Origin of the sequence: Odoribacter splanchnicus DSM 20712 (assembly GCF_000190535.1) — a bacterium.
Classification (GTDB): domain Bacteria; phylum Bacteroidota; class Bacteroidia; order Bacteroidales; family Marinifilaceae; genus Odoribacter; species Odoribacter splanchnicus.
Genome location: NC_015160.1, coordinates 3,055,616 through 3,076,768 on the forward strand (window position 1 = coordinate 3,055,616; position 21,153 = coordinate 3,076,768).

The window sequence follows — 21,153 nt, forward strand, 5'->3', positions numbered from 1 at the left end:
TCTATTCCTTACGAAAAAAGAAAGAAAATGTTCGAGCTTATAAAATCCGATTCGAATACATGTCTTCGAAGTTAGAAAACTTTCCGTTTATTTTCTGTGCTTCTTCTCCTTCGGGATTCAGTTCGAGTGCTTTTTTCAAATCTTCGACAGAACCGTTTTTATCTCCTTTCATCAGTTTTGCCCGTCCCCGCTCACTGTAAGCACGCGCAAATTCCGGTTTCAATTCTATCGCTTCATCGAATAGTTCGATGGCCTTATCCGGTTGTTCACGGGCAATATAAAGCGTTCCCAGTTGCAGATACGCTTGTTCGTTAAAAGGATTCAGCCCGGTCACCACTTCATAATCCTGCTCTGCAGCCTGATCGTCACCCAAAGCTTCATGCAGACGCCCCCGGATCAAAAAAGCGTTTTCTTCTTCGGGCATCAAACCGATCACCTTTTCGATATCCTGTAATCCATCTTTATAATCCCGAGTAGACAGCATCATCTCTGCCCTCAGCAACAATGCTTCGGCAAAATCCTCCTTTATCGTAATCGCCTGAGACAAAGAGACGATCGTTCCCAATACATCGCCAGCAGCTTTTTTAGCCTTCGCAGCCAGATAATAAGCCGAAGCATTGGTTGCATCCAAAGCAATTACCCGGTTACAATCGGCAATGGCCGCTTCATATTTTTCAGCCATAAAATTCAGGTTGGCCCTCATTAACAAGACAGGAATATTATCAGGCTCGATATCGACCAAACGTCCTGCCGTTTCTATCGCTTCTTCCATCCGATCTTCGCGGTTATAGGCCCCGACCAAATGTTCGAGTACTTCCACATCCTCTTTCAATTTCAATGCTTCATTGAAACAACGGATAGCATAAGTATTCTTACCGATCTTCAATGCTTTGATACCATCGTATTTCAATACATCGAAATTGCGGTTCAATTTAGTCTCTTCGGATTCATCTGTTTCTCCGAAGAATAAAGATTTCAGAAAATTAGCCATATCGATTCAGCGTTTAATCACCATTTCATCGACAAAATTAAGCATTTTTATATTTCCTGCCAGCAAAAATAGATTTAATGACAGGGTTCCTTTTGACAAGGTTGTCCGGGCAGCTCCAATTCTAAAGTAGCATGTCCGATGCCGGCCTTCTGTAACCGGCATTTTAGTTCACTTTTTATCTGTTCCATTTCTACCATATCTGCAACGACGATATGCGCAGTCAGAGCAATTTCTGTCGTACTCAACCCCCAGATATGCATGTGATGGAAACTATCCACCCCGGGAGTAGTTGAAATAATCTGCCCGATCCGGTCATAGCTGATTCCCTGAGGCACCCCGTCCAACGACAAACGAAGACTATCGCGCAATAATCCCCAGGTGGAATAGACGATAAAAAGAGCGATCAGTATGCCGGTCAACGGGTCCATCATATACCAGCCGGTATGCTGAATAACAATTCCCGAGACAACTACCCCGACAGAAACCAATGCGTCGGCAGCCATATGCAAATAGGCCCCTTTTACATTCAGATCTTTTTCTTTGTCTTTCACAAACAACCAGGCAGTCAGCGCATTGACCAACACTCCGACTCCGGCTACCCACGCCACGGCATCTCCATCTACCGGACGAGGATGGAATAATTTATCTATACTCTCCCCCAAAATAAATCCGACAGCGACCAACAAAATAACTGCATTCAGCAGAGAAACCAGAATCGTACTTTTCTTATAACCGTAAGTATATCTCAAAGTCGGACTCACTTTAGCCAGACGAAAAGCCAGCATGGCCAATACCAAACTGAACACATCTCCCAGATTATGCCCGGCATCCGAAATCAATCCCAATGAATTATACCAAAAACCGGCAATAAATTCGGCAACGACAAATCCGGCATTTAAAACAATACCTATGACAAAAGCTTTATTCAGCGAAGTAATCCCAAGGGATCGGTGGTCATGATGGTCGTGTGACATATTTTTCGATTTAAATTTGTTTCTTCAAGCCGACTTTTTCCGATGCAAAAGGCGGGTCATCATAAAAGATTGTTTATAAAATATAAACAAGGGCAGCGAAACTCCGATGACCAAAGCAAACAGTACGAATAAAGCCGTCAAGCCATTCCGGAAAATTTCTACGATCAACTGTTGCAACACCAGCGGGTCGTCATTTTTCATAAAACGAATCAGAGCTAAAATTGTTTTATAAGCATACATACCCGGAATCATAGGCAAGAGAGAAGGGAAAGAGAATACCTCGGCCGGACAATGAATCAATTTGGCGAACCACATGCTTCCCATCCCAATCGTAAAAGCAGCGATCAGGGTAGAAGAAGTAAGATCCAAAGGAGTCTGATGGAGAAGGTAGTAGCGACAAGCATGCCCAACCGCTGCCAATAAAGCTGCTATAAAGACCGCTTTTTTCGGAGGATTCGAAATCACAGCAAAACCGATAGCGGCAATTGCAGCTAAAAAACCGTCGAACAAGACCGACAACCCAAATTCAGTATTCATATTTATCATTTCTAAATTACAACACTTCTTTTCCCAGGATCAGCAAAGTCATCGACAACCCTAAGGCAATACATATAATCAAGATAGCGGCATTGATCGCCCTGGAAAAACCGATCAGGACATGCCCTTCCAGGATATCCAGGATAGAATTGATTAAAGGAACTCCGGGGATTAAAAAAAGTACACTCGTACCTAAAGCGACATCCTGAGTGGTACCCCAATCAGAATACACACCGAGCGCCGCAACCAGAGAAGCCACAAATGAACAAACAATAAATATCAACATATGATTGACCTTACGGACCGTCAATTCCTGCCTGACAAAAAAACCGGTCAAAGTAGCCATCCACACTAATCCCATAGCGATCCAGTCTCCACCGAACAAACGGCAAAAAGCAGCATTGGCAAAAGCCACCAAAATCAACACTACCCAACGCGACATACGGGGTTGCGTCGTAATTACGGCATAACGTTTTTTCAATTCGTCCAAAGGCAAATCATGATCATAGGCTTCCCAACTCAACGAGCTCAAATCGGATATCGTCCTGAAATTCAATGCCAAAGCCGGGATACGCCTTACATAAGTGCGCCGGATAGAATAATCGTCGGCATGTTTTACGGTCATGGTTATATTACGCTGAAAAATAGTCATATCCACCCCATAACCGAACGACTCGGCAATGCGATTTACATTCCTTACTACCCGCGAAGTATGGCTCCCCACACCCATCAAAGTCGTAGCGAAATCAAGTAAAAAATTAGAAAGTTCCTGAATATCGGTATCAGCGTTCGTCATAAGGGAAGAATTAAATTTTGGAATGGCAAAATTAGAAAAACCCCCTTGTTTATGCAACCCGGAATCCGAACAATACATCCGATTGTAGCAAAATCGTAATCTGTTTGAAACAATTTTCGGGTAATCTTGCTGCAAATAAAATTCACATTTACTGTTATGAAAATAAAGTTTTTTTATGGTTTGATCCTCATTCTCACTTCGCTGTCCCTCGGGGCAGAACCGGCCGAATCTTCTCTTCCGCGTCCCAAATTAGTAGTAGGCATCGTAGTCGACCAAATGCGCTGGGATTACCTCTACCGTTATTACGACCGTTATGGAGACCGTGGATTCAAACGCTTGCTGAAAGAAGGGTTTACATGTGAAAACACTCAATTGAATTATTTACCGGCTTTCACAGCCGTCGGGCATACCTGCATTTACACCGGTTCTGTTCCCTCGGTGACCGGTATTGCAGCCAATGATTTCTATATTGAAAAGGAAAAGAAAAAGTTATACTGTACAGCCGATCCGACAGTCGAATGTGTCGGTAGCGACTCACAAGCCGGCCGGATGTCACCCCGGAATTTATGGGTAACGACAATCACCGACGAATTACGTCTGGGTACAAATTTCCATTCTAAAGTTATCGGGATCGCTCTCAAAGACCGGGCCGCTATTCTACCGGCAGGACACACGGCAAATGCCGCTTACTGGTTCGACTACGATTCCGGCAAATGGATTACAAGTAGTTATTACACCGATAAATTACCCCGCTGGGTCGAAGATTTCAATGCCCGGGACCGAGCCTCCCAACTATTGCAACAAGACTGGAATACGTTGTATCCTATCGGGACATATAAACAAAGTACAAAAGACGATACTCCTTATGAAGCCCCATTCATAAAAGGAGAAAAACCTGTTTTTCCTATTCCGACTTCCAAATTATTGAAGACAAATGGATATAGTATGATCCGCCAAACTCCTTACGGAAATACCTTCACTTTGGAAATGGCGAAAACAGCTGTCGAAAAAGAGGAAATGGGCCAGCGTGAAGAAACCGATTTTCTTGCTGTCAGTCTTTCGGCTACAGATTATATCGGTCATCAATTCGGTACGAATGCCATCGAGACCGAAGACACCTATCTCCGGTTAGATCAGGATCTCGGTCTGTTCTTTGAGTTTCTCGACGAGAAAATCGGCCGGGATCATTATACCGTTTTTCTGACAGCCGATCATGCAGCAGCCCATAATGTCGGCTTTTTACAATCCCACCGGATCCCTTCCGACAGCTGGTTATATCAAAAGGTCTTACATCGGTTGGACAGTACCTTGAACAATCGTTTCGCCGTTCAAGGCCTGGTTTATAGCCTGGATAACTATCAGGTCCATCTGGACCGTCAGCTTATTTCCCGGTTCAGGCTAGCGTATGAAACCGTAAAGTCGGCCGTCCTGGATTATCTAAACAATCTGGAAGGCATAGCCTATGCCGTAGATATGGAAAAAGTCGCAATTTCTACACTCCCTACAGGTATCAGAGAAAAAATCATCAACGGATATTGCCGGGAACGCAGCGGAGCAATACAAATCATCGTCAAACCAGGCTGGTATGAAAGCGGGACGCCTACCCCGCAGGGAACTACTCACGGGACATGGCATTCTTATGACACTCATGTTCCCCTGCTTTTCATGGGTTGGGGAATCCGGCAAGGAGCAACCCGGCGCCTTGTCGGGCTGACAGACATAGCCCCGACTATAGCAGCATTATTGCACATACAAGCCCCTAATGGTTGTATAGGCCAACCCATTCCGGAAATATTAAAATAATAAAAAAACTTGGATTAGCATTTCATTTTTTTGTTATCTTTGTTCCATACTGGTTTTCTTGTTATCATCCGGTACAAGAAATAAAAGGGAATCGGGTGAAAATCCCGGACAGTCCCGCTGCTGTAAGCTTCATAACCAGATCCGGACAATACTCCTGCCACTGTCTGCAATATGTACGACGGGAAGGCGTCCGGAGAGAAGCAAGTCAGAAGACCTGCCAGTAACAGCAAACGTCTTTACTCTCGAGGATTTAGAGTGGGACACCTGCACATATATATTTACTGTACTGTTAAAAACACCGGAGATAAAAATGGTGTATGCGGAAGTATTGTATGATGTGGCCACAATACGAAAGATACAGGGTTTTTATTTGAAGGATCCGCCAGTCGCATCCTGCCGGTGTTTTTTTTTATGTCTTTTCGGAGCGGAGCTTTTCTGGCAAAAAAAGTCACAGGCCGGCTTTACCTGTGACTTTCGCAACTATTAATCAATAAAACGTGACAAAATTCTGATGACACAAAGATAGGCCGGCTAAATAGACCCGGAAATCCCCGATTCTAGGTATTCCGCCTGTTTTGGTATCCCTATATTAAGGTAAATCGTTATTTTGGGGCTTTCTGAAGGAGAATTCACACCCACAATATTGCTGATTATAAAAACCATTTTCGGCCAAAAGTATCTTACGGCGTTCGCTTAAACCACCTTTACGCCAGTTCTTTTCCCAAAATTCCAGACCTTCAAAGCGAGCCGCAGCCCATTTCCCGGCTTCGGTGATTTGTTGAAGGCTCTTCCATCGCGAAGAGGCCAGTGTAGTAGTAAACAAACGAAAGCCTCTTTCATCAGCCAATTTTGCCGTGGCCAGCAACCGTATTTTGAAACACTGCAGACATCGCTTTCCCCGTTCGGGTTCATCCTCCAAGCCCGCCACGTCACTCAACCAGGCTGTATGATCATAATCCCCGTCGATAATCTCCAAACCTAATTTTTGTGCATAACGACTGCATTCGGATTTCCGGATTTCGTATTCTTCCTGTGGAAAGATATTGGGGTTGAAATAATACAAAGTCGGACGGATATCCTGAGCTAGCATCCATTCGACGATAGCAGCCGAACAAGGGGCACAACAACTATGCAACAATACATTTTCCATTTTGATCTATCTTTGTCGTCTTTTGTTTTTATATAAGCCATGTCTGATCACTGTACGTCCGGGATGTATCAGATAGGTCAAATCGAGTAAAGGAACATAAGTCCATCCGGATTTTTCATTTATCCTGATATAGGGAATTTTACAAACAGCTGAGAGCCCGAAGTGCCTTGACACATAATAAGTAAGACGCAAATTTCCTTCTACAGCATATGCTTTTGTGAAATCAACACTATAAAAAAGGCCGTTTAAACTATAATGAAACCGGTGTCCCCAATAAGAATCAAACTGCAATCCTCCATAATAAAGCACTTTACCGTCGAGCAACTGAGTATGATACAAGGTGTGGGCATAATCGAACGGCATTACTTCGTTATTCCCGAACCCGACATAACCCTCTATGCCCGCATGCAGGGTCAGTATTTTTTCGGCCGAAGGATCGGGACATCCCCATACTTGCGGATTCAATAACCAGGAAAACAATATTTCATGCCGCATAGCCATCCCCTGGGCCACCTGTACCGAATCCGGAACCAGTTCTTTAAAACCGGTCGACTGCAATATCTTCAAACCGGGATAAGAATAATACAACGTATGTGCTGTAGCCCAGGCAAAACGCCTGTTCCCCCACCAACGGTGTTTCAACCCGATATTAGGTAAAAAAGGTTCCTCAGCTATCCGAAAAAGGATTTCCGTACGTTTTGAGAAACCGATCCGTGTGGGATTAAAAAGACTGATTTCTGCTGCATCCGAAGCGACAATACCTGCTGTCCCGGTATGCCAGGCAGAGATTTCCGGAAAACCTTTACTCTTTGAAGGTAATCGGCGGGGATCCCACCGCAACTCGGTATCTTTCTGCCGGAGAGAATTTTCTTTCTTTTCTATCTGTTTTTCTGTTCTCTTCTGTTCTTTACTTTTTGCAGGAAGCACCCGTTGTGCATAAACACCTGAAGAGATTGTCCCCCATAATAATAGACAAAACAGGATTTTCATTTTACGGAATAATAATTCAGGATCAAAGGCAAAGCCGGCTGAGGCACATAAGGTGAAATATCCTGCCCTTCTCCGAGCATCTCCCGGATTTCCGTCGAAGAAACATCGGCAAGAGGTGCGTCTATCAGAAATAGATTTTCCCACATCGAAGCGGATACCCCCTCTCCTTTACGAGGATAAACCAATATACGGTAATTTTCCACAATTTCTTTAGCATTCCGCCATTTATGAAAATCTCTCAGGTTATCCTCTCCGATGATCAAAGCAAACTCTTCCTCCGGCCATTTTTTTTTCAACAGCTGCAAAGTGGCATAAGTGTAGGAAGGCTTAGGCAAACCGAACTCGACATCACATGCCTGCATCCTTTCATCCCCACGGATCGCAGCTTTCACAATTTCCAATCTTTTTTGCTCATCCAATAAAGAACGATCGCTTTTCAATGGATTATGAGGCGAAACGACAAACCAAATCCGCTGACAATATCCTTTGTACAACAAATACTGTGCGATCTTCAGATGACCATTGTGAATCGGGTTAAAAGACCCGAAGAATAAGCCTGTCATTCCTTTCACTTTAATCTAACTTCAACACAGCCAGGAAAGCTTTTTGAGGAACTTCGACATTTCCGATCTGTTTCATCCGCTTCTTTCCTTTTTTCTGCTTTTCCAGCAATTTTCTTTTCCGGGAAATATCCCCCCCATAACATTTGGCCGTCACGTCTTTACGCACTGCTTTGATTGTCTCCCGGGCGATGACTTTAGCTCCGATCGCTGCCTGTACGGCGATATCGAACTGTTGACGCGGTATCAGTTCTTTGAGCTTCTCACAAATGCGACGCCCGAAACCATAGGCATTATCGAAATGAATCAATGCCGACAGTGCATCGACGGACTCTCCGTTTAATAAAATATCCAGTTTCACCAGATTTGCCCGCCGATATCCGATCTGATAATAATCGAACGAAGCATATCCTTTCGTTATACTTTTCAATTTATCGTAAAAATCGAACACAATCTCTCCTAAGGGCATTTCATAGGTGATCTCTATCCGGTTACCGGTATGATATTGCTGGTTGATCAAAATCCCCCGTTTCCCAAGACACAAGGTCATAATCGGACCGATATAATCGGCCGGAGTAATAATCTGGGCACGGATAAACGGTTCCTCTATAAAATCCAACGTGCTGGCAGAAGGCATATCCGAAGGATTGTGCATCTCATAGACCTCGCCTTTGGTGGTATGAGCGATATACATCACATTCGGAACCGTGGTAATCACATTCATATCGAATTCCCGGTCCAGACGTTCCTGAACGATCTCCATATGGAGCATTCCCAAAAATCCGCAACGGAAACCGAATCCCAAGGCTGCCGAAGATTCAGGTTCGAAAGTCAGCGATGCATCGTTCAATTGCAATTTCTCTATCGAAGCCCTCAAATCTTCGTAATCTTCCGAATCAATAGGATAAATCCCGGCAAATACCATGGGTTTCACTTCTTCGAAACCATCGATGGCAACATCACAAGGTTCGTCGACATGAGTGATCGTATCTCCGACTTTTACCTCGGAGGAAGTTTTGATACCTGAAATAATATATCCCACATCACCGGTCTCGAGCACTTGCCGTGGCTCGGGTTTTAAACGGAGTACACCGATCTCGTCGGCTGTATATTCTTTCCCGGTGTTAACGAATTTCACCACATCTCCGGTGCGCAAACTCCCGTTTACAATACGGCAATAAGTAATGATTCCCCGGAAAGAATTGAATTCGGAGTCGAAGATCAAAGCCTGTAAGGGCTGATTCGGAAAACCTTCGGGATGCGGTACCCGCTCGACAATCGCCTGCAAAATTTGCTCTACCCCCAACCCGGTCTTTCCACTGGCCTCGATAATATCCTCGCGTTTACATCCGATCAATTCCACAATCTGATCTTTCACCTCTTCCGGCATAGCATTCGGCATGTCCATCTTATTCAATACAGGAATAATTTCGAGGTTGTTCTCTACGGCCAGGTAAAGATTGGAAATCGTCTGAGCCTGTATTCCCTGAGTAGCATCGACGATCAGTAAAGCTCCTTCACATGCTGCAATAGAACGCGATACTTCATACGAAAAATCGACATGTCCCGGAGTATCGATCAGATTCAAAACGTATTTCTTCCCTTCAAAATGATAATCCATCTGAATGGCATGGCTCTTGATCGTGATCCCACGCTCCCTTTCGAGGTCCATATCATCGAGTACCTGCGCCTGTAAATCTTTACCGGTTACCGTCCCGGTATATTCCAACAAACGATCGGCCAATGTACTCTTCCCGTGATCAATATGCGCTATAATACAGAAATTGCGGATGTTTTCCATGAATCAATTCTTGATTTATGATTTTGCTATCTTTTCTCTTTTATTATTTTGGGGTGTAAAGATACGAAGAAAAATGAAATAATCTGCAATAAGAATATTTACAAACAAATCGTTATTTTTGCAGAAGAATCAAAAATCAATATTATGGTAAAATCAATGACCGGTTTCGGAAAAATCACCATCGAAAACGGAAATAGGAAAGTCGTGATCGAAATTAAAAGTCTGAATTCAAAAACCCTGGACTTGAATCTGAAGATGCCTAATCTTTACAAAGAAAAAGAAATGGAAATCCGGAATATAGTAAAAGAACAATTAGACCGGGGGAAAGTAGAAATGTGTATCTACTTTGACAATACAGAAAGCGATAAGGATGTGACCATTAATAAGCCTGTAGTAACTCAATACTTCAATCAATTACTAGACATCGCCAACGAATTGGGCATCGAAGCCGACAAAAACAAGATTCTCCAAACCGTCATGCGTTTCCCCGATACCTTGCAAATCAAATCGGAAGAGTTGGAAGATACCGAATGGGAGGCTTTGGAAGCTGGAATAAAAAAAGCTTTGGAAGAAATCAACAAATTCAGAATCCAGGAAGGAAAAGCTTTAATCAAAGATATATGTCACCGCATCGAACTTATTCAGGAACTGTCTGCTCAGGTACCTCAATTTGAAGTAAAACGTGTAGAAGTCATCCGTCAGAAATTACAGGAAAAAATCAATGAATGGACGGATATTCAAAATATCGATGAAAACCGGCTGGAACAGGAAATTATCTACTACCTGGAAAAATTGGATATCACAGAAGAGAAAGTCAGGTTGGCCAATCACTGTAAATACTTTTTGGAAACGATCGAACATGAAGATGCTCCGGGCCGGAAAATCGGTTTTATCGCTCAGGAAATCGGTCGGGAGATCAACACCATGGGCTCTAAAGCCAACGACCACGACATCCAGAAACTCGTCGTTAAAATGAAAGACGAACTGGAAAAGATAAAAGAGCAAAGTTTGAATGTCCTATAAGTTTTTAAAGTCCGTAAAGTTTATAAGATTTTTAAAGTTCATGGACCCTGCAGGCGCTTGGTGTTAAACATAATAAGGATAAATCATGAAGATTGAACGTTTTGAAGATAGTCTGGCGTGGCAAAAGGCAAAAGAGTTGTGTATAGAAATCTATTTGCTATTCGATAAAAGCCATGATTTCGGTTTTAAAGACCAAATCGAAAGAGCAACTGCTTTGATTATGAATAACATCACCGAAGGCTATGAACGAAAATCAAACGTCGAACTCAGATACCGAAACAATACCTAAAATGTTATCGAACTTTATAAAAAAACTTTGATCCCACTTTACAAACTTTATAAACCTTATAAACTATCATCGTATGGGAAAAGTAATTATTTTTTCAGCACCGAGTGGAGCGGGTAAGAGTACAATTGTAAATTACTTATTGGAAAAGGGGTTAGGGTTGGAATTTTCTATTTCAGCAACCTGCCGGGCTCCCCGGGGAAAAGAAATACATGGTAAAGAGTATTATTTCTTTACAGCAGATGAATTCAGGAAACGAATTGAAAATAAAGAATTTTTGGAATGGGAAGAGGTGTATCCGGGATGTTACTACGGTACGCTTCTCAGTGAAATCGACCGGATCTGGGCGAAAGGTCATACTGTATTGTTCGATGTCGATGTCGTAGGCGGCCTAAATATCAAAAAGAAATTCGGAGACAATGCGTTATCGATCTTTATTCAGCCCCCATCTGTAGAAGTACTACGCCAACGCTTGACCGGCCGGGGGACCGATGCTCCTGAAAAAATCGAACAACGCCTGGCAAAAGCAGAATACGAAATGACTTTCGCAGACAAATTCGATACGATCATCGTCAACGATAAGCTGGAAGAGGCCTTCCGGGAAGCAGAAAAAAAAGTGAGGGATTTTTTAAAATAATGCTACAATGAACTATTTTACGTCAAAAACTGCGGAACAATTAACTCTGGTATCTATTTCCCATGCCCGCGAAGGGAAAGCCGGAGAATTAAAAAAAGCCTGTCTCGACCTCATCGAAAAGACCCGTCAGGAAGAAGGAGCTATCAGTTACCATTTGTATGAAGATCGGGAAGACCCCTGTCAATTCATTTTTCATGAAATATGGGCAAACGAAGAACTTTGGAAAAAACATACCCAAAGTGAACATCTGCAAGCTTTTCGGGCCCGCAGAGACGAACTGACAGACCGAAAACCGGTTTTACAACGCTGGGAACGTTCGGAAGCTCCGAATCCCGTGATAGTCCCGGATTCGTTGGTATTGTTCGCCTATAACCGGAACAAAGGAAATACTGAAAAAGAATGGCAAAAAATTCTCGAAGATCTGATTGCGCCTACATTAGCTGAAAAAGGGGCTTTGCATTATGAATTACATGTCAGTAAAGACGATCCGAAAGATTTCATGTTTCACGAAACCTGGCAGACTGTCGAAGATTGGAACGCTCACATGGCAGCCCCCCATTTGATCAGTTTAGTCGGGATCTTAGACCGGTATACAGAAAACGGCATTACCGTTATCAAAACCAAGCCGATCGATTAATGACTCCGATTATTGGTATCAGCACAAATCTCCATACCGTAGATAAAGGTAAATTTCTGGGGATGGAAAGGATATACGTCAACAAAGACTATATCGATGCAGTCGTTAAGGCAGGGGGCATTCCCCTGCTTCTTCCCCCGGTAGCCGATCGGGCTTCCATTGTCCGGTATGCCGAAGTCTGCGATGGTTTTATTCTCTCGGGCGGAGGAGATATCAACCCCATCTTATACGGAGACTTCCCTCATCCCTGCCTGGAGGAATTTCATACCGGACTCGATCGGGCACAATGGGCGTTGACCGAAGAAATCCTAAGGACAGACAAGCCTCTATTAGCCATTTGCCGGGGAATACAATTATTGAATGTCGTATTGGGCGGTACGCTTTGGCAGGATATCACAGCCATCGGCCATCCGGTTATGCTACACAGCCAATACAGCCCACGGGAGGATATTTTCCACCCGGTAAGTATTGAAAAAGATTCTATTTTAGGCCGACTTTGGGGAGAGCAACTGGAAGTCAACAGTTTTCATCACCAATGCCTGAACCATTTAGGACGTCACCTGAAAATCACAGCGACAGCCCCTGATGGAGTTATCGAAGCTGTCGAAATGCCCGATCACACTTTTGTCGTAGGTATCCAATGGCATCCCGAAATGCTCCTGGCCGGTTCGGACAAAATGTTACCCTTATTTCAGCAACTCATCGCTCACTGTCGGAGGGAATAACCGAACTTTCGGGTATCGTCGGCAAAAACAAAACCGACCTGTGGTATCGCCGGAATTTTATCATTCCATCCAACTGGAAAGGGAAACATATCCTTCTACATGCCGGAGCTGTAGACCGCTCCAAAGCCATGAAAAATACCGATCTGGTTCTACTTCCTGAGTCTCAAACTACTGATAACGGCCGAAACAACAGCGATAACGGCTCCAAAAATCAAAGCATATCGCATCCCATGTCCGGGAAACATAGCAAACAGGACTGCCACAAAAGCCGCACCGACAGTCTGTCCCAAGAGCCGGGCCATCCCCAGCATACCACTGGCTCCGCCGCTACGTTCTCTGGGAGCCGATGCAATAATCGTACTATTGTTGGGGGTAATAAAGAGACCGAAACCTATACCTCCTAAAAACATACGCCAGATAATATCGATATGTGAAGGATGTGCAGGCATCATCGCCAACAACAAAAGAGCCGTACCGAATATCATCAATCCGATCCCCCCCAATAAACCGGCATTGTAACGATCCATCAAACGCCCGGCCAGCGGAGCTGTAATCATAGTGGCCAGTGGCCAGGGTGTCAGCAATAACCCCGTCGCAACTTCACTCAGGTGTAATACCCGTTGAAAAAAGAAAGGAATAGACACCAAAGCCAGCATTTGTGCTATAAAAGAAAACACGGAAGTCAGCAAGGATAGGGAAAAGATCTTATTACGCAGCAAATCGACCGGAAGCAAAGGATAAGTCTGCATTTTCTGACGTTTGATAAAAAACCAGCCGATGATCAGCATGATAACAAAACCCGGAATCAGAATATACCAATGAATATCGTGAGCAAATCCATCGATTACACATATCAGCAAACCAAAAGTCAGGGCATTCATTACCGCACTCGTTACATCAAAACGTTGTCCTTCTACTTTTACCGGATTCCGGGGTAAAAACTTCAAACTCAATACAAATGCAACCAGTCCTATGGGCACATTGATGGCAAACAACCAGGGCCAATCGGCAATAGCTAAAATACCGGCAGCAACAGTAGGGCCGGCAGCAGCAGCGACAGCAATGATCAACCCGTTGATTCCCATTCCACGGGCCAAAAAACGGGCCGGAAAAATCACCCTCAGTAAAGCGGTATTGACACTCGTGATCGCTGCCGCACTGAAACCTTGTAAACCACGGGCTATAACCAAAGTAATAAACGAATCGGAAAGAGCACATATCAGCGAAGTCACTGTGAACATACTCAAGCCCAACACATACACCCGCTTATATCCCCAAAGATCACCCAAAGAGGAAAAAGCCAGTAAAGAGATGGTCATTGCTAACTGAAAAGCATTTACTACCCAGATAGAACTGGATGGATTGACATGTAAATCTCCGGCAATCGTAGGCAAAGCAACGTTCGCAATAGCCCCGTCCAACACGGCCATCGTCATCCCCAAAGCAATTACTGCCATGGCCCAATTCCGCCGTGGCAAAGGCAAACCGTCTTGTTGTATTTCACCCATAACAAGTTCATAAAGTACTGGATATAATACGAAAAGTCCTGAGTTTTGTTAGAACTCATCCTTCCTGTTCTACGTAAACCTGAGAAAAAGGCTATGAAAACAATAGACAAAAGCACTGTAAAAGAGTTCAATTTACAACGTTATCTTGGTAAATGGTATGAAATCGCCCGCTACGATCATCGTTTCGAACGGGGTCTGCATTATGTCACAGCAGAATATTCAAAACGCCCGGATGGGAAAATCAAAGTTCTGAATTGTGGTCATCAAGATGCTGTCGACGGTAAAGAAAAATGTAGTATCGGGAAAGCACGGCCTTCCCATAACGGTCAGCCCGGTCAATTGCAGGTCGCTTTCTTCCTGTCGTTTTACAGCGATTACAACATTCTCGAGTTGGACCCGGACTACCAATGGTCGCTGATCGGCAGTTCCACAGACAAATACCTGTGGATTTTAAGCCGTACTCCTCATCTCGACCAAAATACCCTAAACCAAATTCTGGAAAAGGCCCGGCAACGAGGATACGACACTTCCCGTCTGATTTTTCCCCAACAGCCCGAATCATAACTGCCGAACTCTTCTCATTATTCAGGGATCACTTTCGTGATCTCTTCTTTTTGAGTATAATAGAAGATACACCTCACTTCCTGTAAATCGGGATATAAGTTTATGCGCAAATATTCATATTGCGGGAGCTGCTTTAATGAAGCTTTGCGTTGGGCAGCATCCTTTGTAGTGTCGAGAATACGCAAGACGGCAGCTTTATCAGGCAATTTCGACTGTTCGACCAATTGCCGCAATCCGGCCCAATTTTCACCGATATATTCGAGCTCGATCTCTTGGGCCTCCATCTGTTTCCGTTCGACTAAACGCTGTTTCATTTGTTCGGCCCGTTGTTCGGCTAACGAGGCATTGAAAGTCGCCGTACCTATAGGAGACGAACTTCCGGCAATGACTAGTTTTTCCAGGCGCATCGTTGAATCCGATCGAAATGAATCGACCAACTTCATCATTCGTTTCATGCTCGAAGCGTTGCCGTCATATTCCCGGTTGAAGATATATTGTCCTGAAGGAAAGAAAAATTCGAATTCCGATACTTTTTGTACCATCACTCTTTCTTTTGCGTACTTCACCCGAACCGGTCCCGGCCCCATAGGCAACCAGATCACTCCATCGGCCAAGGTTAAAACTTCAATATGTTTCTCCCGGTCACAAGCCTCTAACGTCACATCAGCCCTCAATTTAGCTTGTGCCATCCATAATTCGAAAGGCACTGTTTCCGACAAACGGACCTGCATTCCTTCTCCTTCCGATATAAGCCGAAGAGCTTCGGGATAATCCGGTTGTTTATCCGTCAAGGCAGTTAACCGCTTTTCTTGCCGAAGATTGTTTTTTCCGCTAACGACCAAAGGAGTCAAATCATAGCGATGCCCGGCAGACAGAAAATAAGGTTGATAAACCATACGGGCACAGGAAGGGATAAACCCATGAGGTATATTCAATGTATAAACTATTTTTATCGTATATGGATCTGTATGTTGATCGACAAATAGTTGCAAGCGGGAAGGAGTAATAGTCAAAGCCGGTTTCTTCTCAATCCGTTTCACACCGCTCTCCAGCAACAATATGCATAAGCATCCCAATAATATTCCGATCGTTTTTTTCATTTCTGCCTGCTTTTAAAAAGATACATGAAACTAATACTTAATTTTGTCGGTCCCCAATAGTTGCGATGTCCGGTGTCTATAAATCGTCCGCATCGGTTACGTAAATATTTATCGTACTTCAAGTAAGCATACCCGATTCCAAGTTCTGTTTCCAAGTTCCAGTGTTTACCGATGATCCATTGGTAACCATAAGAAAAACCACCACCGACACCCCATCCGTCATAACGGTATTTTTTTAAACCACCGTTATATTTTCCTCCATGTGCATGTACTCCGATAAAATGCCCCATAAACCGGCGACAAGTCCAATAACGCCATTCCGGCTGAACCGCCCAATGCATAATCTTCTTATTCCCACGGAAATGAAAGGGATTATAATTTGCCGTCATATCTAATGTCATTCGCGGAGCTAAAGCGATTTCTCCACCGATATTCAAAGTCGTAGTCGCCCAATAGGCCAGATTTGTTTTCACGGCATATTTCTGTGCAAAACCGACACTCGATGTAAACAAAAGTAAAATAAATCCTATTCGTTTCATTCGTTCTATAACTTTTACCTATTTCTGACGTTTTTGATATTAACGAATACCGCTATCCTAAAGTTTTACTTATTTTTGTAAAAACAAAAGCTATGAATAAAAAGATCATCCGGAACGCCCGTATTATCACGATGAATGAAAGGTTAGATATTCTCCCTAACGGAAATATCCTGATCGAAAATGGAAAAATCAGTGCCATCACGACTCAATCTTTAGAAGATACCGATGCGGAAATCACAGACGCAGAAGGGATGTTCTTATTACCTGGGCTGATCAATACACATACTCATCTTCCTATGACTATGCTAAGGGGCTTTGCAGATGATCTTCCGCTGCATGAATGGCTTACCGGACACATCTTTCCGGCAGAAGCCCGGTTGGTGACTCCTGAAAATGTCAGAATCGCTACCCGACTGGCTTTTATCGAAATGATCAAATCGGGTACGACCTGTTTCAACGACATGTATTTTTTCGAAGATATCATAGCCGAGGAGGCTAAAAATGCCGGTATCCGGGGAGTTATGGGAGAATCGATGATCGACTTTGCAACAGCGAGCTTTCAAACGGTAGACGAAGGTCTTGCCCGATGTGAAGCTTTGATCCGAAAATGGCAAGGAGACTCTATCATTCACCCTTCCGTTTGTGTACATGCCCCATATACCTGTTCCCAAGCCACTCTCCAACAATCCAAACAACTGGCAGACCGGTACGGTACTCTTCTTCAGATTCATGTCGCAGAAACCCGGCAAGAAGTCGAAGACATCACAGCCCGAACAGGCATGCCACCTGCCGAGTACCTCCATTCGATCGGGCTTCTCGACCGGAACGTGATTGCAGCCCATTGCGTATGGCTCAATCCGAAAGAGATCGAACTCCTGGCCCGAACCGGGACTTCGATCGGCCATTGTCCCAAAAGCAATCTAAAATTAGCCAGTGGCGTTGCAGATATAGACACTTACCTGAAAGCAGGAATTACTGTCGCTTTAGGAACAGACGGAACGGCGAGCAACAACACCCTCGATTTAGTAGAGGAAATGCGTTTTGCCGCATTGCTCGCTAAAGTCGTCCATTACAACCCGGAGGCTGTAAAAGCCCAGACAGCCCTCCGGATGGCTACCATCAACGGAGCAAAAGCCTTGGGACTCGACACAATAACCGGTTCGATCGAAATAGGAAAAAGAGCGGACCTGATATTGATACATGCAGATGCTTCCAATATGCTTCCTGTTTATGATGAATACTCAGCCATTGTCTATGCCATGAACAGTAAAAATGTACGCTCTTCTATGGTAAATGGGGACTGGATCATGCGCAACCGGATCGTATGCCATGTAGACAAAGAAAATACGTTGGAGGCAATCAAACAACTCTCCGGTCAAATCCGAAAAATGTAAGCGATTTTCAAAAATAATTTGTAAATTATTGTTGATAAAGTATAATTTTGTAGTTTAAAAATCAAAAACCAGAACTATGAAAAATTTAATATTTATCAGCGCATTTACCTTTTTATTCAATTGGACAGCAACAGCTGCCGGTCACATTAGCCGGGATTCAAGCTGGACATACGGAGGTAACGGAGGATTAAATTTATCTCAGGTTAGCTTAAACAATTGGGCCTCAGGAGGCGAGAATGCGGTCGGCTTCGATGTATTACTCAATTATAGTGCCGATTATAAAAAGAATAAACATTTGTGGCAAAACCGGATCGAAATGGCTTATGGCTTGAATCAAACGGAAACAAGCGGAACGAAAAAAACGAATGACAAACTTTATTTTTCGTCGACCTATGGCTACGGAATGACCAAAAGCCTTTATTTGAGTGCTCTGTTGAACTTCAACACGCAATTTGCGAAAGGGTATGATTATAAAACAGAACCCCGGACTTATATTTCACGTTTTATGTCTCCGGGATACCTGACTACCGGTCTAGGTTTGACCTGGAATCCAAAGAATTGGATAACAGCTACCTTTTCGGCCATTTCCTGGCGGGGAACTTTTGTCAGTAGTAAAATTCTTTCCGACGAAGGTTCATTCGGTGTTGATCCCGGCGAGCATCTTTTTTCAGAAATGGGTGGTAACTTAAAGGTAGAAGTAAAATACGAATTTCTGAAAAATATGACGATCTATTCACGAGTCGATCTTTTCTCGAATTATCTGGAAGATCCGCAAAACGTGGATGTCCGTTGGGATGTACAATTAAATATGACCGTGAATAAATGGTTTTCGGCCAATATTTCCACAAACCTGATCTATGACAACGATACTAAAATCGTTCAAAAAGATGGAAGTAAAGGGCCACGCTTACAATTTAAAGAAAGTCTGGGTGTAGGATTTCAGGTAACGTTCTGACTATTTTAAATATATTTCACATGTATAGCGCTTATTTCCCACAAAATAAATCTAGATTTGTAGTATAAACTATTTAGGTATGGATAAATTACTTTACGGAGACTTTGAAGAACAATACACCGATTACGAAACGGCGGAAATAGCTATTCTTCCTGTGCCTTACGATGGTACAAGTACTTGGCTGAAAGGAGCAGACAAGGGACCACGTGCCATACTCGAAGCTTCGCCCAACATGGAATTTTACGATATCGAAACCGATTCGGAAGTATATAAACACGGTATCGCCACTTTAGAACCCGTTACGGCCGATTCTTCTCCCCAAGCTATGGCTCAGGAAGTCGAACAGCGCGTGGAAGCTATCTTGAAAGATAAAAAGTTCCCGGTGTTATTGGGTGGGGAACACTCGGTCAGTATCGGTGCTTTCAAGGCTATAGCCAAATACTACGATACATTTTCTATCCTGCAACTGGATGCTCATTCGGATATGCGGGACGAATACGAAGGTTCGCCTTACAATCATGCCTGTGTTATGGCCCGGGGCAAAGAAATTACCCCAAGTGTCGTTCAGGTAGGTATTCGTAGCAGCGCCATCGAAGAAAAGCACAATATCGATCCGGACCGTATTTTTTATGCCCATGAAATTAAAGAATCGGACGATTCTACCTGGATGTACGAGGTGTCTCAAAAACTCCACGATAATGTGTATGTCACAATCGACCTGGACGTATTCGACCCCGCTTATATGCCGTCGACAGGTACCCCCGAACCCGACGGACTGACCTACCGGACAGTGTTGACTTTGCTCAAACTAATCAACGAACGCCATAATATCGTCGGTCTCGATGTTGTCGAACTTTGTCCGAACGATATCAACAAAGCCCCGGATTTCCTGGCCTCAAAACTGATTTATCAAATCCTGAGTATACGTTTCAAGCAATAACCCCGATCAATGATCACCTATCTCATTACCGGAATAACCGTTGTGGTCTCTTTTATTTGTTTCAACAACAGACTATTGTTCGATAAACTTTCACTCAAACCCTATCGGATTGTACATGCAAAGGAATGGTACCGTATCATTTCGCATGGTTTTGTTCATGCAGACTGGGTGCATTTATTCGTGAATATGTTTACTTTCTGGTCATTCGGCAAGTATATCGAAGAGACATTCCGTTATCTGGGATTCGGAGAAGGGGCTTTTTTACTACTCTATTTCGGAGGGATGGTTGTAGCTTCTGCCTCTGATGTGATCCGTTACCGTAATGCGGCATGGTACACTTCTATCGGAGCTTCCGGTGCGGTTTCTGCCGTTTTATTCACAGCCATATTCCTGAATCCGTGGGACAAAATTCTGCTTTTTGCCGTAATTCCCATTCCAGGTATTCTGTTCGGCCTTCTTTATTTAGCTTACTGCCAATATATGGCCCGCCAGGGAAGTGACAACATCAATCATAATGCCCATTTTTACGGGGCGATCTACGGTTTTTTATTCCCGGGAATCTTAAATCCGACGCTTTTCCATTTGTTTTTCAAGCAATTGATTTGAATTTTATATTTTATTATTTTTGTGAGAAAATAAAAACAAGGAATGTATCCGTCCGCATCTGAAATTTTAACGGCTTTTACAAAAAATCCGGACGAGGGAGGAAAATTATTATTCGAACGATACTATAAACCGTTAGTATTGTTTGCAGATTCTTTTTTGACGGACATTCATTTTTCGGAAGACATCGTACAGGATGTTTTCTATGATTTCATAAAACATCGTTCCTACCGCCAGATCGCCCCGGAAGCTCTCACCACTTATCTGTTCCGGTGTATACGGAATACCTGCCTGAACCGTCTGCGCAATCGCAAGCTTGTTATGGAAGCCGAATTGTTGAAATTCGAAGCTGCAGAAGAGGAAGCGATGACTATATCGCCCGAACTGATCGCTGCAATCCGGGAAACGATCAAACAATTACCTGACAAAACACGCCAAGTGATCGTTTCTATCCTGATTCAGGGGAAAAAATATAAAGAAACAGCCGAAGAATTAAATGTTTCTGTCAATACAGTGAAAACTCTACTCAACTACGGCGTAAAACAATTACGGAAACAATTCCCCGATACACTCCTGCTAATATTTTATTGCATCGAAAACGACTCCCTGACGTTATAATTTTTCAATTTTCTGAAAAAAT

23 protein-coding genes and 1 riboswitch are annotated in these 21,153 nt (G+C 43.5%); of the genes, 12 read left to right on the top strand and 11 right to left on the bottom strand.

Annotation, left to right across the window (positions count from 1 at the left end; translation table 11 throughout):
• Window positions 1-37 precede the first annotated feature (37 nt).
• The 4 genes from ODOSP_RS12790 to ODOSP_RS12805 form a co-directional block, all read right to left on the bottom strand.
• The gene (locus ODOSP_RS12790; RefSeq protein WP_013612720.1) at window positions 38-991 is read right to left on the bottom strand and encodes a tetratricopeptide repeat protein; all 954 of its coding nucleotides are present in this window, start codon (window positions 989-991) and stop codon (window positions 38-40) included.
• 74 nt (window positions 992-1,065) lie between these two features.
• Window positions 1,066-1,965, bottom strand: coding sequence for a cation diffusion facilitator family transporter (locus ODOSP_RS12795; RefSeq protein ID WP_013612721.1), 900 nt, complete (start codon window positions 1,963-1,965; stop codon window positions 1,066-1,068).
• A gap of 24 nt (window positions 1,966-1,989) precedes the next feature.
• Window positions 1,990-2,502, bottom strand: a complete 513-nt coding sequence (locus tag ODOSP_RS12800) for a threonine/serine exporter family protein (RefSeq protein ID WP_013612722.1) — start codon at window positions 2,500-2,502, stop codon at window positions 1,990-1,992.
• 16 nt (window positions 2,503-2,518) lie between these two features.
• Complete coding sequence (locus ODOSP_RS12805; RefSeq protein ID WP_013612723.1) at window positions 2,519-3,298, bottom strand: threonine/serine exporter family protein; 780 nt, start codon at window positions 3,296-3,298, stop codon at window positions 2,519-2,521.
• Between the two features lie 156 nt (window positions 3,299-3,454).
• Here ODOSP_RS12805 and pafA point away from each other — a divergent pair, with 156 nt between their 5' ends.
• Window positions 3,455-5,101, top strand: coding sequence for an alkaline phosphatase PafA (pafA, locus tag ODOSP_RS12810; protein ID WP_013612724.1), 1,647 nt, complete (start codon window positions 3,455-3,457; stop codon window positions 5,099-5,101).
• A 33-nt stretch (window positions 5,102-5,134) separates the two neighbouring features.
• Window positions 5,135-5,337, top strand: a riboswitch (cobalamin riboswitch).
• A 353-nt stretch (window positions 5,338-5,690) separates the two neighbouring features.
• Here pafA and ODOSP_RS12820 read toward each other — a convergent pair.
• The 4 genes from ODOSP_RS12820 to lepA are packed head-to-tail and all read right to left on the bottom strand — an operon-like array spanning window position 5,691 to window position 9,602.
• Window positions 5,691-6,251, bottom strand: a complete 561-nt coding sequence (locus ODOSP_RS12820) for an epoxyqueuosine reductase QueH (RefSeq protein WP_013612726.1) — start codon at window positions 6,249-6,251, stop codon at window positions 5,691-5,693.
• Between the two features lie 6 nt (window positions 6,252-6,257).
• Entirely contained in the window at window positions 6,258-7,241 is a 984-nt protein-coding gene (locus tag ODOSP_RS12825) for a hypothetical protein (protein ID WP_013612727.1), read from the bottom strand.
• On the bottom strand, window positions 7,238-7,804 hold the full coding sequence (gene nadD, locus ODOSP_RS12830; RefSeq protein WP_013612728.1) for a nicotinate (nicotinamide) nucleotide adenylyltransferase: 567 nt from the start codon (window positions 7,802-7,804) through the stop codon (window positions 7,238-7,240). Before nadD ends, ODOSP_RS12825 begins: the two co-directional genes overlap by 4 nt.
• A 10-nt stretch (window positions 7,805-7,814) precedes the next feature.
• Complete coding sequence (gene lepA, locus ODOSP_RS12835; protein WP_013612729.1) at window positions 7,815-9,602, bottom strand: translation elongation factor 4; 1,788 nt, start codon at window positions 9,600-9,602, stop codon at window positions 7,815-7,817.
• 144 nt (window positions 9,603-9,746) lie between these two features.
• Between lepA and ODOSP_RS12840 the strand changes: the two genes are divergently transcribed.
• From ODOSP_RS12840 to ODOSP_RS12865, 5 genes are all read left to right on the top strand, one after another.
• Entirely contained in the window at window positions 9,747-10,625 is an 879-nt protein-coding gene (locus tag ODOSP_RS12840) for a YicC/YloC family endoribonuclease (protein WP_013612730.1), read from the top strand.
• A gap of 85 nt (window positions 10,626-10,710) precedes the next feature.
• Complete coding sequence (locus ODOSP_RS12845) at window positions 10,711-10,914, top strand: four helix bundle protein (protein ID WP_013612731.1); 204 nt, start codon at window positions 10,711-10,713, stop codon at window positions 10,912-10,914.
• 73 nt (window positions 10,915-10,987) lie between these two features.
• A complete protein-coding gene (gene gmk / locus ODOSP_RS12850; RefSeq protein ID WP_013612732.1) occupies window positions 10,988-11,548 on the top strand; it encodes a guanylate kinase in 561 nt (186 codons plus the stop codon).
• Between the two features lie 7 nt (window positions 11,549-11,555).
• On the top strand, window positions 11,556-12,185 hold the full coding sequence (locus ODOSP_RS18910; RefSeq protein WP_013612733.1) for a putative quinol monooxygenase: 630 nt from the start codon (window positions 11,556-11,558) through the stop codon (window positions 12,183-12,185).
• Window positions 12,185-12,910, top strand: coding sequence for a gamma-glutamyl-gamma-aminobutyrate hydrolase family protein (locus ODOSP_RS12865; RefSeq protein ID WP_013612734.1), 726 nt, complete (start codon window positions 12,185-12,187; stop codon window positions 12,908-12,910). Before ODOSP_RS18910 ends, ODOSP_RS12865 begins: the two co-directional genes overlap by 1 nt.
• Before the next feature lie 149 nt (window positions 12,911-13,059).
• On the opposite strand, the gene ODOSP_RS12870 is transcribed toward ODOSP_RS12865, so the two are convergent.
• Complete coding sequence (locus ODOSP_RS12870; RefSeq protein WP_013612735.1) at window positions 13,060-14,418, bottom strand: MFS transporter; 1,359 nt, start codon at window positions 14,416-14,418, stop codon at window positions 13,060-13,062.
• Window positions 14,419-14,511: 93 nt separating this feature from the next.
• Between ODOSP_RS12870 and ODOSP_RS12875 the strand changes: the two genes are divergently transcribed.
• Window positions 14,512-14,982, top strand: a complete 471-nt coding sequence (locus tag ODOSP_RS12875) for a lipocalin family protein (RefSeq protein ID WP_013612736.1) — start codon at window positions 14,512-14,514, stop codon at window positions 14,980-14,982.
• 17 nt (window positions 14,983-14,999) lie between these two features.
• Here the strand turns inward: ODOSP_RS12875 and ODOSP_RS12880 are convergent, their stop codons facing one another.
• Window positions 15,000-16,082, bottom strand: a complete 1,083-nt coding sequence (locus ODOSP_RS12880) for an OmpA family protein (RefSeq protein ID WP_013612737.1) — start codon at window positions 16,080-16,082, stop codon at window positions 15,000-15,002.
• Window positions 16,079-16,621, bottom strand: coding sequence for a DUF3575 domain-containing protein (locus tag ODOSP_RS12885; RefSeq protein WP_013612738.1), 543 nt, complete (start codon window positions 16,619-16,621; stop codon window positions 16,079-16,081). Before ODOSP_RS12885 ends, ODOSP_RS12880 begins: the two co-directional genes overlap by 4 nt.
• A gap of 92 nt (window positions 16,622-16,713) precedes the next feature.
• On the opposite strand from ODOSP_RS12885, the gene ODOSP_RS12890 reads away from it, so the two are divergent.
• The 5 genes from ODOSP_RS12890 to ODOSP_RS12910 all read left to right on the top strand — a co-directional run bounded on the left by ODOSP_RS12890 (window position 16,714) and on the right by ODOSP_RS12910 (window position 21,131).
• Window positions 16,714-18,015 (top strand): amidohydrolase, encoded by a 1,302-nt coding sequence (locus tag ODOSP_RS12890; protein ID WP_013612739.1) that lies wholly within the window; start codon window positions 16,714-16,716, stop codon window positions 18,013-18,015.
• Between the two features lie 76 nt (window positions 18,016-18,091).
• Entirely contained in the window at window positions 18,092-18,970 is an 879-nt protein-coding gene (locus ODOSP_RS12895) for a DUF3078 domain-containing protein (protein WP_013612740.1), read from the top strand.
• Window positions 18,971-19,049: 79 nt separating this feature from the next.
• A complete protein-coding gene (gene speB, locus ODOSP_RS12900) occupies window positions 19,050-19,910 on the top strand; it encodes an agmatinase (protein ID WP_013612741.1) in 861 nt (286 codons plus the stop codon).
• Between the two features lie 9 nt (window positions 19,911-19,919).
• Window positions 19,920-20,516: a rhomboid family intramembrane serine protease gene (locus ODOSP_RS12905; protein ID WP_013612742.1), complete on the top strand. Its 597-nt coding sequence runs from the start codon at window positions 19,920-19,922 to the stop codon at window positions 20,514-20,516.
• 42 nt (window positions 20,517-20,558) lie between these two features.
• Window positions 20,559-21,131, top strand: a complete 573-nt coding sequence (locus ODOSP_RS12910; RefSeq protein ID WP_013612743.1) for a sigma-70 family RNA polymerase sigma factor — start codon at window positions 20,559-20,561, stop codon at window positions 21,129-21,131.
• Window positions 21,132-21,153: the final 22 nt, after the last annotated feature.

What these genes read in the sequence shown, in the direction of transcription:
- gmk (WP_013612732.1), top strand. Translation starts at nt 10,988, where the DNA reads ATGGGAAAAGTAATTATTTTTTCAGCACCGAGTGGAGCGGGTAAGAGT.
- ODOSP_RS12790 (WP_013612720.1), bottom strand. Translation starts at nt 991, where the DNA reads ATGGCTAATTTTCTGAAATCTTTATTCTTCGGAGAAACAGATGAATCC.
- ODOSP_RS12875 (WP_013612736.1), top strand. Translation starts at nt 14,512, where the DNA reads ATGAAAACAATAGACAAAAGCACTGTAAAAGAGTTCAATTTACAACGT.
- nadD (WP_013612728.1), bottom strand. Translation starts at nt 7,804, where the DNA reads ATGACAGGCTTATTCTTCGGGTCTTTTAACCCGATTCACAATGGTCAT.
- lepA (WP_013612729.1), bottom strand. Translation starts at nt 9,602, where the DNA reads ATGGAAAACATCCGCAATTTCTGTATTATAGCGCATATTGATCACGGG.
- ODOSP_RS12840 (WP_013612730.1), top strand. Translation starts at nt 9,747, where the DNA reads ATGGTAAAATCAATGACCGGTTTCGGAAAAATCACCATCGAAAACGGA.
- ODOSP_RS18910 (WP_013612733.1), top strand. Translation starts at nt 11,556, where the DNA reads ATGAACTATTTTACGTCAAAAACTGCGGAACAATTAACTCTGGTATCT.
- ODOSP_RS12825 (WP_013612727.1), bottom strand. Translation starts at nt 7,241, where the DNA reads ATGAAAATCCTGTTTTGTCTATTATTATGGGGGACAATCTCTTCAGGT.
- ODOSP_RS12795 (WP_013612721.1), bottom strand. Translation starts at nt 1,965, where the DNA reads ATGTCACACGACCATCATGACCACCGATCCCTTGGGATTACTTCGCTG.
- ODOSP_RS12890 (WP_013612739.1), top strand. Translation starts at nt 16,714, where the DNA reads ATGAATAAAAAGATCATCCGGAACGCCCGTATTATCACGATGAATGAA.
- ODOSP_RS12895 (WP_013612740.1), top strand. Translation starts at nt 18,092, where the DNA reads ATGAAAAATTTAATATTTATCAGCGCATTTACCTTTTTATTCAATTGG.
- ODOSP_RS12800 (WP_013612722.1), bottom strand. Translation starts at nt 2,502, where the DNA reads ATGAATACTGAATTTGGGTTGTCGGTCTTGTTCGACGGTTTTTTAGCT.
- speB (WP_013612741.1), top strand. Translation starts at nt 19,050, where the DNA reads ATGGATAAATTACTTTACGGAGACTTTGAAGAACAATACACCGATTAC.
- ODOSP_RS12910 (WP_013612743.1), top strand. Translation starts at nt 20,559, where the DNA reads ATGTATCCGTCCGCATCTGAAATTTTAACGGCTTTTACAAAAAATCCG.
- ODOSP_RS12885 (WP_013612738.1), bottom strand. Translation starts at nt 16,621, where the DNA reads ATGAAACGAATAGGATTTATTTTACTTTTGTTTACATCGAGTGTCGGT.
- pafA (WP_013612724.1), top strand. Translation starts at nt 3,455, where the DNA reads ATGAAAATAAAGTTTTTTTATGGTTTGATCCTCATTCTCACTTCGCTG.
- ODOSP_RS12845 (WP_013612731.1), top strand. Translation starts at nt 10,711, where the DNA reads ATGAAGATTGAACGTTTTGAAGATAGTCTGGCGTGGCAAAAGGCAAAA.
- ODOSP_RS12805 (WP_013612723.1), bottom strand. Translation starts at nt 3,298, where the DNA reads ATGACGAACGCTGATACCGATATTCAGGAACTTTCTAATTTTTTACTT.
- ODOSP_RS12905 (WP_013612742.1), top strand. Translation starts at nt 19,920, where the DNA reads ATGATCACCTATCTCATTACCGGAATAACCGTTGTGGTCTCTTTTATT.
- ODOSP_RS12865 (WP_013612734.1), top strand. Translation starts at nt 12,185, where the DNA reads ATGACTCCGATTATTGGTATCAGCACAAATCTCCATACCGTAGATAAA.
- ODOSP_RS12870 (WP_013612735.1), bottom strand. Translation starts at nt 14,418, where the DNA reads ATGGGTGAAATACAACAAGACGGTTTGCCTTTGCCACGGCGGAATTGG.
- ODOSP_RS12820 (WP_013612726.1), bottom strand. Translation starts at nt 6,251, where the DNA reads ATGGAAAATGTATTGTTGCATAGTTGTTGTGCCCCTTGTTCGGCTGCT.
- ODOSP_RS12880 (WP_013612737.1), bottom strand. Translation starts at nt 16,082, where the DNA reads ATGAAAAAAACGATCGGAATATTATTGGGATGCTTATGCATATTGTTG.